Annotated in this window: 13 protein-coding genes; 11 read left to right on the top strand and 2 right to left on the bottom strand. The window is 60.2% G+C overall.

What is annotated here, in order from left to right; translation table 11 throughout:
* Nucleotides 1-91: 91 nt before the first annotated feature.
* The 8 genes from QRN36_RS07830 (at nucleotide 92) to hydA (ending at nucleotide 7,907) form a co-directional block, all read left to right on the top strand.
* A complete protein-coding gene (locus QRN36_RS07830; protein WP_093468316.1) occupies nucleotides 92-709 on the top strand; it encodes a hemolysin III family protein in 618 nt (205 codons plus the stop codon).
* A gap of 400 nt (nucleotides 710-1,109) precedes the next feature.
* Nucleotides 1,110-1,886, top strand: coding sequence for a transporter substrate-binding domain-containing protein (locus tag QRN36_RS07825; protein ID WP_285423540.1), 777 nt, complete (start codon nucleotides 1,110-1,112; stop codon nucleotides 1,884-1,886).
* A 52-nt stretch (nucleotides 1,887-1,938) separates the two neighbouring features.
* Complete coding sequence (locus tag QRN36_RS07820) at nucleotides 1,939-2,616, top strand: amino acid ABC transporter permease (protein WP_285423539.1); 678 nt, start codon at nucleotides 1,939-1,941, stop codon at nucleotides 2,614-2,616.
* Nucleotides 2,613-3,347, top strand: coding sequence for an amino acid ABC transporter ATP-binding protein (locus tag QRN36_RS07815; RefSeq protein WP_093468325.1), 735 nt, complete (start codon nucleotides 2,613-2,615; stop codon nucleotides 3,345-3,347). Before QRN36_RS07820 ends, QRN36_RS07815 begins: the two co-directional genes overlap by 4 nt.
* A gap of 22 nt (nucleotides 3,348-3,369) precedes the next feature.
* Entirely contained in the window at nucleotides 3,370-4,617 is a 1,248-nt protein-coding gene (locus QRN36_RS07810; protein ID WP_285423538.1) for a cysteine desulfurase-like protein, read from the top strand.
* A gap of 17 nt (nucleotides 4,618-4,634) precedes the next feature.
* Complete coding sequence (locus QRN36_RS07805) at nucleotides 4,635-5,507, top strand: MurR/RpiR family transcriptional regulator (protein WP_285423537.1); 873 nt, start codon at nucleotides 4,635-4,637, stop codon at nucleotides 5,505-5,507.
* A 54-nt stretch (nucleotides 5,508-5,561) separates the two neighbouring features.
* Nucleotides 5,562-6,458 carry an allantoinase PuuE gene (locus tag QRN36_RS07800; protein WP_285423536.1) on the top strand — a complete coding sequence of 299 codons (897 nt, stop codon included), beginning with the start codon at nucleotides 5,562-5,564 and terminating at the stop codon, nucleotides 6,456-6,458.
* 12 nt (nucleotides 6,459-6,470) lie between these two features.
* Nucleotides 6,471-7,907: a dihydropyrimidinase gene (gene hydA / locus QRN36_RS07795; protein WP_285423535.1), complete on the top strand. Its 1,437-nt coding sequence runs from the start codon at nucleotides 6,471-6,473 to the stop codon at nucleotides 7,905-7,907.
* A 404-nt stretch (nucleotides 7,908-8,311) separates the two neighbouring features.
* Here hydA and QRN36_RS07790 read toward each other — a convergent pair whose 3' ends face one another.
* Both QRN36_RS07790 and QRN36_RS07785 read right to left on the bottom strand, forming a co-directional pair.
* Complete coding sequence (locus tag QRN36_RS07790; RefSeq protein ID WP_285423534.1) at nucleotides 8,312-9,031, bottom strand: 16S rRNA (uracil(1498)-N(3))-methyltransferase; 720 nt, start codon at nucleotides 9,029-9,031, stop codon at nucleotides 8,312-8,314.
* Nucleotides 9,032-9,228: 197 nt separating this feature from the next.
* On the bottom strand, nucleotides 9,229-10,635 hold the full coding sequence (locus QRN36_RS07785) for an adenosylmethionine--8-amino-7-oxononanoate transaminase (RefSeq protein ID WP_285423533.1): 1,407 nt from the start codon (nucleotides 10,633-10,635) through the stop codon (nucleotides 9,229-9,231).
* Between the two features lie 234 nt (nucleotides 10,636-10,869).
* Here QRN36_RS07785 and QRN36_RS07780 point away from each other — a divergent pair, with 234 nt between their 5' ends.
* From QRN36_RS07780 to QRN36_RS07770, 3 genes are all read left to right on the top strand, one after another.
* The gene (locus tag QRN36_RS07780; protein ID WP_285423532.1) at nucleotides 10,870-12,645 is read left to right on the top strand and encodes a flavin monoamine oxidase family protein; all 1,776 of its coding nucleotides are present in this window, start codon (nucleotides 10,870-10,872) and stop codon (nucleotides 12,643-12,645) included.
* 263 nt (nucleotides 12,646-12,908) lie between these two features.
* Entirely contained in the window at nucleotides 12,909-13,460 is a 552-nt protein-coding gene (locus QRN36_RS07775; protein WP_285423531.1) for a cytochrome b, read from the top strand.
* A gap of 32 nt (nucleotides 13,461-13,492) precedes the next feature.
* Nucleotides 13,493-14,089 (top strand): YceI family protein, encoded by a 597-nt coding sequence (locus QRN36_RS07770; protein WP_093468349.1) that lies wholly within the window; start codon nucleotides 13,493-13,495, stop codon nucleotides 14,087-14,089.
* The last annotated feature ends 110 nt before the right edge of the window (nucleotides 14,090-14,199 follow it).

Below are 14,199 nucleotides of genomic sequence, written 5' to 3'. Positions count from 1 at the left end.
AATTCTCATTCACACTGGCACATGCATTGCGCTTTGGCGTCATAAGCTGGAGCCTTGTTGGGTGTTGTGCATTGAGAGAGGTGGTTTGCGGATGTACTACGGAGAAAAATTCAACGCCTGGACCCATCTGGTGGGTGCAGTCCTGGCGTCCATCGGCGCAGTGTGGTTGCTGGTGATCGCAAGCCTGGCCGGTGATGTGTGGAAGATCGTCAGCGTCGCGGTTTACGGCGTGGCGCTGGTGCTGTTGTACAGCGCCTCGACGGTTTACCACAGCGTCCGTGGGCGGGCGAAAGCGATCATGCAGAAGGTCGATCATTTTTCGATCTATCTGCTGATTGCAGGCAGCTACACCCCGTTCTGTCTGGTCACCCTGCGCGGGCCGTGGGGATGGACACTGTTCGGCATCGTCTGGGGCCTGGCGGTGATCGGTGTGCTTCAGGAGATCAAGCCGCGATCTGAAGCGCGGGTGATGTCCATCGTCATTTACGCCGTGATGGGCTGGATCGTGCTTGTGGCTGTCAAGCCACTGATGGCCGCGCTGGGAACGGCCGGTTTTACCTGGCTGGCGCTGGGCGGCGTGTTCTACACCGTCGGCATCATTTTCTTCGCGCTGGATCATCGGCTGCGCCATGCCCACGGCATCTGGCACCTGTTCGTGATCGCCGGAAGCTTGCTGCATTTCGTGGCGATCACCGCGTATGTGCTCTGACAAACGCTTGCCCGAACCGGCCATGCACCTGTAAACCCGCGCTTGCCCGCGACTGCGGCAGGTCAGTTACATCGAAGCCTTTGAACTGACCCCGTCGCGGGCAAGCGCGCTCCTGCACCTCACTTAAGAGCTGTCAGGCGCAGTCAAAACCTTGTGATTGAATGCTCTGCTTCAGTGCACCTGACCCAGCCGTTAACTGCTCATTTTCTGTCCAATCCCCGGCCCGCATGCGCTCCGACCGCGCACCAAATCAGAAGGATTTCGCACCTGATTGAAGCATTTAATTCATTAATTTTATTTCTTGAATTATTTGATTCGCCATCCTAGTCTGATCCTCGAATCGCCTGCTCAGGTGGTATGGCGGCCTTCTTGGACTGACTGATTAATCGGGGAGCAAGACATGAATGTGAAAGTACTCTTGAGCATGGCCGTGGCAACCGCATTTTCCGCCTCCACGTGGGCCGCCGACTGGACCGTGGGCGCCAACGTCGGCAACGTGCCCTGGGAATTCCAGGACGCCAAAGGCGAGATCGTCGGCTTCGAAGTCGATGTCGTGAAGGAAGTCGCCAAGCGCGCTGGCAAGACAGTGGGATTCGTCAACATTCCGTTCAACGGCCTGTTCAGTGCCGTTCAGTCCAAACGTGCAGACATCGCCATCTCCTCGATCACCATCACGCCTAAACGCCTCGAATCCGTCGGTTTCGCTCAGCCGTACTACGACAGTGATCAGTCCCTGTCCGTGCTGGCCAAGTCGGGCATCACCGGGCTCAAGGACATGGATGGCAAGGTGGTCGGCGTCGACACCGGTTCCACCGGCGACATGTGGGTGAACGCCCATCAGGCCGAGTACAAGTTCAAGGAAGTCTCACGCTACGAAGGGTTGTCTCCGGCGATGCTCGACCTCGCTTCGGGGCGCATGGACGGCTATGTCAGCGACATCCCGGCGGTGCTGTACTACATCAAGGACAAGCCGCAGTACAAAGTGGTTGCGCGTATTCCTACCGGCGAAAAGTACTCGTTGATGCACGCCAAGGGCTGGGCATCCGCCACGCAGGTCAACGACATCATCACTGCGATGAAGAAGGAGGGTGTGATCGCCGGCCTGCACAAGAAATGGTTCGGCGCTGACGCGGATCCCGAGTCGAGCACCGTCAAAGTGGTCGACGTCCTCAAGTAACGCTTGATCGAACCTGCCGGTCCCGGCCGCTGCCCGCCATCAAGGAATCGCAATGGAGTTGTTACAGACTTTCTTCAACTGGAGCGTGTTCGTCGACGCGCTGCCACTGATGCTGCGCGGCCTGGGCGTGACAGTGATGCTGGGCGTGGTCAGCATCTTGCTCGGCCTCGTGGGCGGCCTGATGCTGGCGATGCTGCGGCTTTATTCATACGCGCCGATCCGCTTTCTGGCGCGTGTGTACATCGACGTGTTGCGCTCCATTCCGCTGCTGGTTCTGCTGGTGCTGATCTACTACGCGCTGCCCTTCGTGGGCATTCGCCTCTCGTCGTTCGCCGCAGCGACCGCAGCCCTGTCATTGGTCTCCTGCGCTTACTCGGCCGAGATTTTCCGTTCCGGCATCGAGGCCATTCCCAAGGGCCAGTTCGAAGCGTCTGCGTCGCAAGGCATGAGCTTCTTCAACACCATGCGCGACATCATCCTGCCTCAGGCGATGCGCATCGTCATGCCGCCAATGACCAGCAACTGCATCAACGTGATGAAAGATACCGCGCTGGCCTCAGTGGTGGCGATGCCCGATCTGCTCAAGCAAGCCACGCAGGCTCAGGCGCTGGCGGCCAATCCGACTCCGCTGGTGGGCGCTGCGGTCATGTACCTGCTGTTGCTGTTGCCGCTGGTGCAACTGGTGAGCTGGAACGAGCGCCGAAATGGCGCCGGGAGGAAAAACTCATGAGTACCGTGATTGAAATCGAGCGCGTGGATAAGTTTTACGGGCCGTTTCAGGCGCTCAGCGACATCAACCTGACCGTGGATCAGGGTGAAGTGGTGGTGATTCTCGGACCGTCGGGCTCAGGCAAGTCGACGCTGATCCGCTGCATCAACCTGCTGGAGGAATATCAGCAGGGTGACATTCGCGTGGCCAGCCAGCGGGTTGAAAACGGCCCGAAGCTGGCAAGCATCCGCTGTGAAGTCGGCATGGTCTTTCAGAACTTCAACCTGTATCCGCACCTCACCGTGCTGGCCAACGTCGCGCTGGCGCCTGTGCGCGTGCGGGGCATGTCGCGGCGTGACGCCAACGAGCGCGCTCGCTTGCTGCTGGAGAAAGTCGGCATGGGCGCTCACGCCGAGAAATATCCTGGGCAGTTGTCCGGCGGGCAACAGCAGCGCGTTGCCATTGCTCGCACCATGGCGATGGAGCCGCGCGTGATTCTGTTCGACGAACCCACATCGGCGCTCGATCCGGAAATGGTCGGCGAAGTGCTGGACGTGATGCAGAACCTGGCCCGCTCTGGCGTGACGATGGTCGTGGTCACCCATGAAATGGGTTTTGCGCGCAAGGTCGCCGACCGGGTGATCTTCATGGAGAACGGGCGAATCATCGAACAGAACAACCCGCACGACTTCTTCACGGCCCCGCAAGAGCCCAGAACCCGTGCGTTTTTGCAGGCCATCCTGCATCACTGAACAGACTTTGGAGAGCACTGCCTTGAATGCCTTGGACATCGATTACGTTCGCAGCCAATTTCCCGCACTGAGCAGCGGTTACGCGTATCTGGACAACGCGGGCGGGTCGGCCGTGCTCAAGCCGGTGGCCGATCGCATCAGCGACTACCTGCTCAACAGCGCCGTGCAACTGGGCGCCTCCTACAGCGAATCGGTGGACGCCGGCGCGCGGGTGATGGCGGCGCGTGAGTCGGTGGCGCAACTGATCAATGCGCGTTATCCGGAAGAGTGCGTGATGGGCGGCTCGACCACGCACCTGCTGCAGATCCTCTGCCGCGCCGTTGCGCCGTCCATCCAGCCAGGCGATGAGATCGTCGTCACCAACTGCGACCACGAAGCCAACATCGGCCCTTGGGTACGCCTCTGCGAAGAGCGCGGCGCCACCCTGCGAGTGTGGGAAGTCGACCCGCACAGCATGGAGCTGGAGCTGAACGACCTGGACAGCCTCCTCAACGACAACACCCGCTACGTCGCCATGACCCACGCGTCGAACATTCTTGGCAGTGTCAATCCGGTCGCCGAAGTCGCGCGCAGGGTGCATGGGGTGGGCGGCAAATTGTGTGTCGATGCGGTGGCCTATGCCCCTCACCGACTGGTCGATGTTCAAGCCAGCGGCGCCGATTACTACGTCTTCAGTTTCTACAAGACCTTCGGCCCGCATTTTGCGGTCCTGTGGGGCAAGCGCGAAGCGTTGCTGGAATTGCCAAGCCTGAACCACTTCTTCATTGGTCGGGACGTCATCCCGTACAAACTGCAGCCGGGCAACCTGAACTACGAGCTGTCCTACGGCTGCATCGGCATCAGCGACTACCTGATCGACATTGGTCAGCGGCTCGGCGCCGGCGGCACACCGCGTCAACTGATGCAGGCAGCGTTCGACGCTTTCGAAGCGCAGGAAGACCTGCTCGCCGAGACGTTGCTGGCGTTTCTTCGAGAGACACCGGGCGTAAGAATTATCGGAAAATCCCGTGTGAATCATGGCGATCGCGTGCCGACGATCAGCTTTGTGGTCGAAGGCGTGCAGTCCGAAGCCATCGTGCGTCGTGTCGATGACCACCGCATGGGTATCCGCTTTGGTGACTTCTACGCTCGGCGCCTGATCGAACAACTGGGCCTGACCCCCTACGGCGGCGTGGTTCGCGTATCGATTGCCCATTACAACAGCGTCGATGAGTTGAATCGTCTGGTGGCGCATCTGGCCCAGGCAATCTCGGAACTGCGTCCATCCTGAATTTATCGAGCGATTTTATGCCTGTACCTCAAACCCTGGCCGAGCTGCGTTCTGCCATCGTCGAACATCAGGAACGCCTGACTGCGCGTCAGCGTGATGCCGCTCACTACCTGAACGAACACCCTCACGACGTTGCGTTGAACACCGTGGCAGCCCTGGCAAAAATCTCTGGCATTCCTTCATCGGCCTTCATACGACTGGCGCAGGCGCTGGGGTTTGGTGGTTTCAGCGACCTGCAGCGGTTGTTCAAGCAGCCGTTGCAGCAGGCCGGGCAAGGCAGTTTCAAAGAGCGAATTCGCCACTATCGGGGCGAGCAGCTGCTGGATGACCCAACCGATGTCGGCGCGATGCTTGGCGCGTTCAGCCGCGCCAACATCGTTTCCCTTGAGCATCTGGCCGAGGGCGAACAGGTTCAGGCCATCGAGAAAGCCATCGGTCTGTTGCAAGAGGCGCGCACCACCTTTGTGGTCGGCATGCGTCGCTCGTTTCCCATGGCGGCCTATCTTAGCTACGCCCTCAGCCGTGTAGGACGCCGCGCCGTACACATCAGCGGTCTGGGCGGCAGCCTGCGCGAACAGGTTGGCGCACTGCATGGCGATGACGTGTTGGTGGCGGTGAGTTTTCCACCCTACGCGCAGGAAACCATCGATGCCTGCCAGCAGGCAGTCGCTGCGGGTACGCCGATCGTGGCGATTACTGACAGCATCCTGAGCCCTGTCGGACAGAAAGCGTCGGTGATGATCGAGGTCAACGACGCCGAGCTGCTGGGCTTCCGCTCGCTTACCGCAGCATTCTGCATTGCGCAGACGCTGGCCATGGGGTTGGCCTTTCGCAATGGCCAGAACCTCGACGGCCCTGATCACGATGCACTGAAAAATATCGATTGCTGAGCCTGGGGCTCGGCACTTTTACGGGCTGTTCGAACGTTGCAGGAGACTGGTTCTATGGCGCTACCCCTTCGCAATCTGATCGGCTATGGCCGGCAACGGCCACGTGGCACCTGGCCTAATGGTGCGCGTCTGGCCGTCAATTTCGTCATCAACTACGAAGAAGGCTCTGAACGCTCGCTCGCCATGGGCGACGCTGATCAGGAAAGCATGACCGAATGGGGCAGCTATCAGTTTCCCGAAGGCGTGCGCAATCTGGCGATGGAATCGATGTACGAATACGGCGCCCGCGTCGGTATCTGGCGCATCCTCGACATCCTGCAACAGGCCAACGTCCCGGCGACCTTTCATGCCTGCGCCGTCGCGTTCGAACAGAACCCTGACGTCGCCAGAGCAGCGGTCGAACTGGGCCACGAAATCTGCAGTCACGGTTACCGCTGGGAGGAGGTATTCCGCCTGAGCGAGGCTGAGGAACGCGAGCACATTCGGCTGGCGATCGAGTCCTTCGAGCGGACGTGCGGCAAGCGTCCGGTGGGTTGGTACTGCCGTTACGGCGCCAGCGTTCACACACGGCGGCTGGTGGCTGAGGAGGGTGGCTTTCTGTATGACTCCGACGCCTACAACGACGATGTTCCGTATTTCGTGGAAGTCGAAGGCAAGCAGCATCTGGTGGTGCCTTACACCAGCGACGTCAACGACTTCCGCTATTGGAATTCTCCGGGATTGTCCCAGGCTTCCGATTTCCTCGAATACATGCAGGAAAGTTTCGACGTGCTGTACGAAGAGGCCGCCGACGGGCTGCGGATGATGTCCATCGGACTGCATCCCCGCATGGTCGGACGCCCGGGGCGCGTGCGCGCGATCAAGCGATTCATCGAGTACGCCCAGGCCCACGAGGGCGTCTGGTTCACCACTCGGGAAGAAATTGCCAAGGCCTGGCTGGCACGCGCCTGAGGGGAACACGACATGCAGGCTTTCGATCTGATCATCCGCAATGCCAACGTGGTCACCGCCGCAGACAGCTTTTTGTGCGACATCGGCGTGCGTGACGGGCGCATTGCCGCTCTGGGGCTCGCGTTGCAAGGCGCCTCGCGGGAAGTCGATGCTGGCGGTCGTACCGTGACGCCAGGCGGTGTGGACAGCCACGTCCACCTTGATCAGCCGACCGGTGATGGCTCAGTCATGGCCGATGATTTCGAAAGCGGCACCCGCTCCGCCATGTGCGGCGGGACCACAACGGTCATTCCTTTTGCCTGCCAGCAAAAAGGGCAGAGCCTGCGTGCAGCGGTGGAGGATTATCACCGACGCGCCGATGGCCGGGCGCTGATCGATTACGCGTTTCACCTGATCGTCACCGATCCCACCGAAGACGTGTTGCGCCGCGAACTGCCCGAACTGATCGCCGAGGGGTACACCTCGTTCAAGATTTACATGACCTACGACGCGCTGAAGCTCAATGACCGGGAGATCCTGGAAACGCTCTCGGTAGCTCGGGCCGAAGGCGCGATGGTGATGCTCCACGCAGAAAACAGCGATTGCATTGCCTGGCTGACCGAACGATTGCTGGCCACCGGGCATAGCGCCCCTCGCTATCACGCCACGTCACGGCCGATGCTGGTCGAACGCGAAGCCACCCATCGTGCCATTGCACTGGCCGAGCTTGTCGATGTGCCGATCCTGATCGTCCATGTTTCCGGGCGTGAGGCGATCGAGCAGATTCGCTGGGCCCAGAGCCAAGGGCTGAAGGTTTATGGCGAGACGTGCCCGCAGTATCTGTTTCTGACAGCGGATTCGCTCGGCTGCGACGACAGTTTCGAGGGCGCGAAATGCATCTGCAGCCCGCCGCCTCGCGATTCGACAAACCAGCAGGTGATCTGGGACGGTCTGCAGAATGGCTCGTTTGAAGTGTTCTCTTCAGATCACGCGCCATTTCGCTACGAGGGCCATGACGGCAAGCGCGCCCACGGCGATGCGCCGCCATTTTCCGAGGTCGCCAACGGCATTCCGGGAATCGAAACGCGCATGGCGCTGTTGTGGTCGGAAGGGGTTCGCAAGGGGCGGATCAGCCCGCAGGCGTTTGTTGCCCTGACGGCCACCAATGCCGCGCGGCTTTATGGGTTGTATCCGCGCAAAGGCAGCATCGCCATTGGCGCCGATGCGGACCTGGTGATCTGGGATGAGGATCTGGACGTCGAGCTGACCAACGAGCGGCTGCACCATAACGTCGATTACACCCCGTATGAGGGTATACGTTTGAGTGCCTGGCCTGCGATGACCTTTGCCCGAGGGGAATGCGTGTGGGACGGCAGTGCGTCAGGTGAACCTGGGCGCGGCGAGTTTCTGCCCTGCGCCCGCCCGGAACCTGCAAAAGCGCGGCGGCGGATATCGGAACTGCCGGATTGATGACAACGCGACCCTGTAGGTGTGGGTTTGACCGGCTTCAGCCGGGAAGAGGCCGGTGTGCGCACCATCAATCTCGCGATGGGATTTGTGACAGGTTCCCGGCTAAAGCTGGTCCTACGGGGTGCGGGGTAGGCGGGTAATACGTAGGACCGGCTTCAGCCGGGAAGAGGCCGGAGTGCGCACCATCAATCTCGCGATGGGATTTGTGACAGGTTCCCGGCTAAAGCCGGTCGTACGGGGTGCGGGGTAGGCGGGTAATCCGTAGGACCGGCTTCAGCCGGGAAGAGGCCGGTGTGCGCACCATCAATCTCGCGATGGGATTTGTGACAGGTTCCCGGCTAAAGCCGGTCCTACGGGGTGCACGGTAGGTGGTCCTACAGGTGTGCGGCGGTGCCGTCCAGAAACTAGAAATCTCCCCACAGCTGTTGCGCGATGCTCAACGCCACCACCGGCGCGGTTTCAGTGCGCAGCACACGCGGGCCCAGGCGGGCGGCGTGGAAGCCGGCATCTTGCGCTTGATCCACCTCGGCGTCGTTCAAGCCACCTTCTGGCCCGATCAAAAACGCCAGGCTGGCCGGTTTTTCATGGCTGGTCAGTGGCTCCGCAACCGGGTGCAGTACCAGCTTCAGGTCCGCTTCGGTGTGTTTGAGCCAGTCTGCCAGTGTCACCGGCGCGTTCACCAATGGCACCACCGACCGACCGCACTGCTCGCAGGCGCTGATCGCGATCTGCTGCCAGTGGGCCTGACGTTTTTCGGCGCGTTCGTCCTTCAAGCGCACTTCGCAGCGCTCGCTGATGATCGGGGTGATTTGCGTCACGCCCAGCTCAGTGGCTTTCTGAATCGCCCAGTCCATGCGCTCGCCCCGCGACAAGCCTTGGCCCAGATGCACCTGCAAGGGCGACTCGGCCTGGCCGGCGAAACTTTCGGTGACCTGCACGCGCACGCGCTTTTTACCGACCTCGGCCAGCGTTGCGCGAAATTCCTGGCCGGAGCCGTCGAACAGTTGCACCGCATCGCCTTCGGACATCCGCAAAACCCGACTGATGTAATGCGCCTGGGCCTCGGGCAGTTCGTGCTCGCCGGTGCTCAGCGGGGCATCGATGAAAAAGCGGGACAGTCTCATGGTTGTTTCTCAGTGAATTGTATTGTTGCTGCGATCCATTGTAGGAGTGAGCTTGCTCGCGATGCTGATCGTTCCCACGCTGCGCGTGGTGATGCATCCCGTGGCGCTCAGCGCCACACAGGCGGAAGCGGAGCGTCCAGATCGACGTTCCCACGCGGAGCATGGGAATCATCGGCCCAGTGAGTCGCGTAGTTCAATCAGCCCGGATCACGAAAGTCTGGGTGGAAATTCTCTCTCACGGCCACGTTCACGCTGCTTCGCGTAGCGATGTCGATGCCTTCGCTGGCGACCTCGGCGAGGAAGTCGATCTGCTCCGGCGTGATCACGTACGGCGGCAGGAAATACACCACGCTGCCCAGTGGACGCAGCAGCGCACCTCGGGTCAGGGCGTGCTCGAAGACTTTCAGGCCGCGACGTTCCTGCCACGGGTACGCCGTTTTGGTTGCCTTGTCCTGCACCATTTCAATGGCGATGGCCATTCCCGTCTGGCGCACCTCGGCCACATGAGGGTGATCGACCAGGTGGGCCGTCGCGGTCTTCATGCGCTGTGCGAGCGCCTTGTTGTTCTCGATGACGTTGTCCTGCTCGAAGATATCCAGCGTTGCCAGTGCGGCCGCACACGCCAAGGGATTACCGGTGTAGCTGTGGGAATGCAGGAACGCGCGCAAGGTCGGGTAGTCATCGTAAAACGCGTCGTAAACGTCATCGGTGGTGATGCACGCCGCCAGCGGCAGATAACCGCCCGTGAGCGCCTTGGACAAACACAGGAAGTCCGGGCGGATACCGGCTTGATCGCAGGCGAACATCGTTCCGGTACGGCCGAAGCCCACGGCGATCTCATCGTGGATCAGGTGTACGCCGTATCGGTCACAGGCCTCGCGCAGCAGCTTGAGGTAGATCGGGTCGTACATGCGCATGCCGCCTGCGCCCTGAATCAGCGGCTCGACGATCACTGCCGCGACCGTCTCGTGGTTTTCGGCGAGCGTCTGCTCCATCACCGCAAACATCGTGCGCGTGTGTTCTTCCCAGCTCACGCCTTCGGGACGGTGATAGCAGTCGGGGCTGGGCACCTTGATGGTGTCCATCAGTAATGCTTTGTAGGTTTCAGTGAACAGCGGCACGTCGCCCACCGACATCGCCGCCACGGTCTCGCCGTGATAACTGTTGGTCAGCGTGACGTAGCGTTTTTTGTTCGGTTTGCCGCGGTTGAGCCAGTAGTGAAAGCTCATTTTCAGCGCGACTTCGATGCAGGACGACCCGTTATCGGCGTAAAAGCAGCGCGTCAGTCCTTCCGGCGTCATGGCGACGAGGCGCTCGGACAGTTCGATCACCGGCTGATGGCTGAAGCCCGCCAGGATCACATGCTCCAACTGGTCGACCTGATCCTTGATGCGCTGATTGATGCGCGGATTGGCATGGCCGAACACGTTGACCCACCAGGAACTGACGGCGTCCAGATAACGCTTGCCTTCGAAGTCCTCCAGCCAAACCCCTTCACCGCGCTTGATCGGGATCAGCGGCAGGTTTTCGTGGTCTTTCATCTGGGTGCAGGGATGCCACAGGACCTTGAGGTCACGTTGCATCCACTGATCGTTGAGGCCCATCTGTATTCTCCTGGTGACGACTCGCATGGCGCGAGGGCAAACAATCGCGCAAGCCTATGCAATGGACGGCAGCGGGACAACCTTTAGCGCATTCTTTCGCTGCCTGCTGGCGCCGCAAACAAGCCCGACGGACATTGCTGGCGGGCGTTTCGCGGCTGGCGTATCCTTCGCGCTCTTCGAAGAATCGGACACAAAATCCGACAATTCCCCCCGTTTTATTCCGGAGTTCGCTGAATGCTTTCTGGTTGGCTGCGCGCCTGTGCGCTGGTGATGGTTGGGCTGGTCAGCGCTTCGGCGCTTGCCGTTGATAAACCGCATACGGCGATTGTCGTCGGGGGCGGCCTGGCGGGCCTGACAGCCGCTTATGAGCTGCAGAACAAGGGCTGGCAGGTCACGCTGCTCGAGGCCAAGCCGGCGGTTGGCGGTCGTTCGGGTCTGGCGGGCGGCGAGTGGATCGGCAACGCCAAGGCCCAGCCGGTCCTCAACCAGTATCTGGACCGCTTCAAGATTAAACCCGTGCCTGCACCTGAGTTCGTGCGCACGCCGGGCTATCTGATCGACGGCGAATATTTCTCGGCTGCTGATCTTGCCACCAAACAGCCTGCAACCGCGGAAGCCATCAAACGCTACGAAGCGGCGCTGGACGATATGGCCCGCTCGATCACCGATCCCGAAAATCCTGCGGCCAACAGCACGCTTTTCGCGCTGGACCAGATCAACGTGGCCAACTGGCTGGACCGTCTGAGTCTGCCAGCGACGGCGCGCCAGCTCATCAATCAGCAGATTCGTACGCGCTATGACGAACCATCGCGCCTGTCGTTGCTGTATTTCGCACAGCAGTCGCGGGTCAATCGCAACGTCGACGACCGCGACCGTCGTGCAGCACGCCTGCCCGGTGGCAGCGCAGTGCTGGCCGAGGAATTCGTCAAACAGCTGAAAGTGATCAAGACCAACTCGCCGGTTTCGGCCATCAACCAGGACAAGGACGGCGTCACCGTCAAGGTGGGTTCGGTGGGCTACGAGGCCGAGTACGTCGTGCTCGCCGTGCCGTTGCGCGCGTTGAGCAAGATTCAGCTGACCCCGGCGCTGGATGCTCAGCACCAGGGTGCTATCAAGAGCACGAACTACGGCTGGCATGACCAGATCATGCTCAAATTCAAGAACCCTGTGTGGGACAGCAAGGCGCGCATGTCCGGCGAAATCTACAGCAACACGGGCCTGGGCATGCTGTGGATTGAGCCTGCACTGAAAGGCGGCGCCAACGCGGTCATCAACCTGTCGGGCGATAACGCACGCATCATGCAGGCGTTCGGCGACAAACAACTGGTGGATCAGGTGCTGATTCGTCTGCACGCTTTCTATCCACAGGCTCGCGGCGCTTTCACCGGTTATGAAATCCGACGCTCCAGCGTCGACCCTTCAACCGGCGGCGCGTACCTGGCCTTTGGTCCGGGCCAGATCAGCAAATACTGGCGTCTGTGGGAAAAACCCCTGCAGCGTGTAGCCTTTGCCGGCGAACACACCGACAGCCTGTACCCGGGCACCCTGGAAGGTGCGCTGCGCACCGGTCAACGTGCTGCCGGCCAAGTGCAGGATCTGGCCGCTGGCAAGTCGTTCGAGCCTGTGAAAGTCGCGCCGCCAAAAGCACCTGAAGCAGCGCCTAAAGAGAGCGGCGGCATCGGCGGCTTCTTCTCGAACCTGTTTGGCGGGTCGAAACCCGAGCCGAAACCGGCTGAAAAAGCGCCAGAGCCTGCACCGGCGCCCGCTCCTGCGCCTGCACCTGCTCCGGTGGTTGCGCCACCTGCTCCTGCCGTGGAGCCAGCCAAGCCGGCGGTCGAGCCTGCGAAGAAGGCCGCGACCAAAAAAGAGCCAGCCAAGAAAGAGCCCGCCAAAAAGGCGCCGGCAAAACCGGCTGCCACCCATAAGGCTCCGGCCAAGACCGACGCGGCCAAGAAGGCTCCGGCCAAGGCAGCAACCCCGGCCGCTCCGGCCACTGAGAGCAAGAATTGATGAGCGCTTGCTGACATGAGGAGGGCGCGGTTTTTACCGCGCCTTTTTTTCGTCTGCTAAAAAGTACTGTGCTTGAACGGGGGCCGATCCGTTCGCGCAAACGGTCCCACGCACTTGTGGAATAACGTTGCGTTAATCCAGCGCGAAAGAAAATATGACAGGAGATTTCCATCGGATTTCCTGATATTTCAAAGCAATATTTTGCGCTTTCTTTCGATAGGTAAAACGCTAGTCTTTCACTCAGCTCTTACAGGATATTCAGCATGCAGTTACGCAACTCTTCTTCTCGATACGGCTGGGTCAGCATCGTCCTACACTGGGGCGTCGCACTGACCGTTTTCGGAATGTTTGCGTTGGGGTTGTGGATGGTTGGATTGGGTTATTACGACGCCTGGCGTAAGGCGGGTCCTGATCTGCACAAAAGCATCGGGATCACGTTGTTCCTGTTCATGTTGATTCGGGTGGTCTGGCGCTTCATCAGCCCGCCGCCACCAGCACCGGCCAATCACAGCCGCTTCGTACGGGTCGCCGCCAAACTCGGTCATGCGTTCCTGTATCTGGATCTGTTTCTGGTCATGTTCGCCGGTTACCTGATTTCCACCGCAGAAGGCGTGGGGATTCCGGTATTCGGCCTGTTTGAAGTGCCCGCGCTGATCAGCGGACTGCCCGACCAGGCAGACGTTGCCGGTGAAGTGCATTTGTACCTCGCCTGGACCCTGGTGATTTTTGCCGTACTCCATGGGCTGGCCGCTTTGAAGCATCACTTCATCGATCGTGATGCGACCCTTGTTCGTATGCTTGGCCGCAAGGCCTGATGCTCACTCTCAACTCAGAAGGAACACGACACATGTTGAAAAAGACGTTTGCTGCATTGGCCCTCGGTACCGCTCTGCTGTCGGCTGGTCAGGCGATGGCTGCCGACTACACCATTGACAAGGAAGGTCAGCACGCCTTCATCAACTTCAAAATCAGCCACCTGGGCTACAGCTTCATCTACGGTACGTTCAAGGACTGGAGCGGTACGTTCAGCTTCGATGCTGCCAAGCCTGAAGACAGCAAAATCAGCATCGACGTGAAAACCGCCAGCGTTGACACCAACCATGCTGAACGTAACAAGCACATCAGCAGCAAGGACTTCCTGGACGTCGCGACCTATCCGGACGCCAAGTTCGTGTCGACCAAAATCACCAACGTCGGCAAGAACGCCGATGGCAAGACCACGGCTGACGTGGTGGGTGACCTGACGCTGCACGGCGTGACCAAACCTGTCACCGTCAAGACCACTTTCCTGGGCGAAGGCAAGGATCCATGGGGCGGCTACCGTGCAGGCTTTGAAGGTACCACCACCATCAAACGTTCTGATTTCGGCAAGATGATGGACCTGGGTCCACAGTCCGACACCATGACCCTGGACATCACGTTCGAAGGCGTCAAAGCCAAGTAATTCGGGCTGCTGCAATGAAAAACGCCGACCTTTGGGTCGGCGTTTTTGTGAGTGCTGTCCCGTCCTGAATAAGGTTTACACCTTCTGACCTTTCCTCAGGAGGAACCAAT

The organism is Pseudomonas sp. efr-133-TYG-103a, assembly GCF_030209235.1.
Classification (GTDB): Bacteria; Pseudomonadota; Gammaproteobacteria; order Pseudomonadales; family Pseudomonadaceae; genus Aquipseudomonas.
Note: the sequence above shows the minus strand (reverse complement) of the source record. Positions and strands in the feature narration are given on the sequence as shown.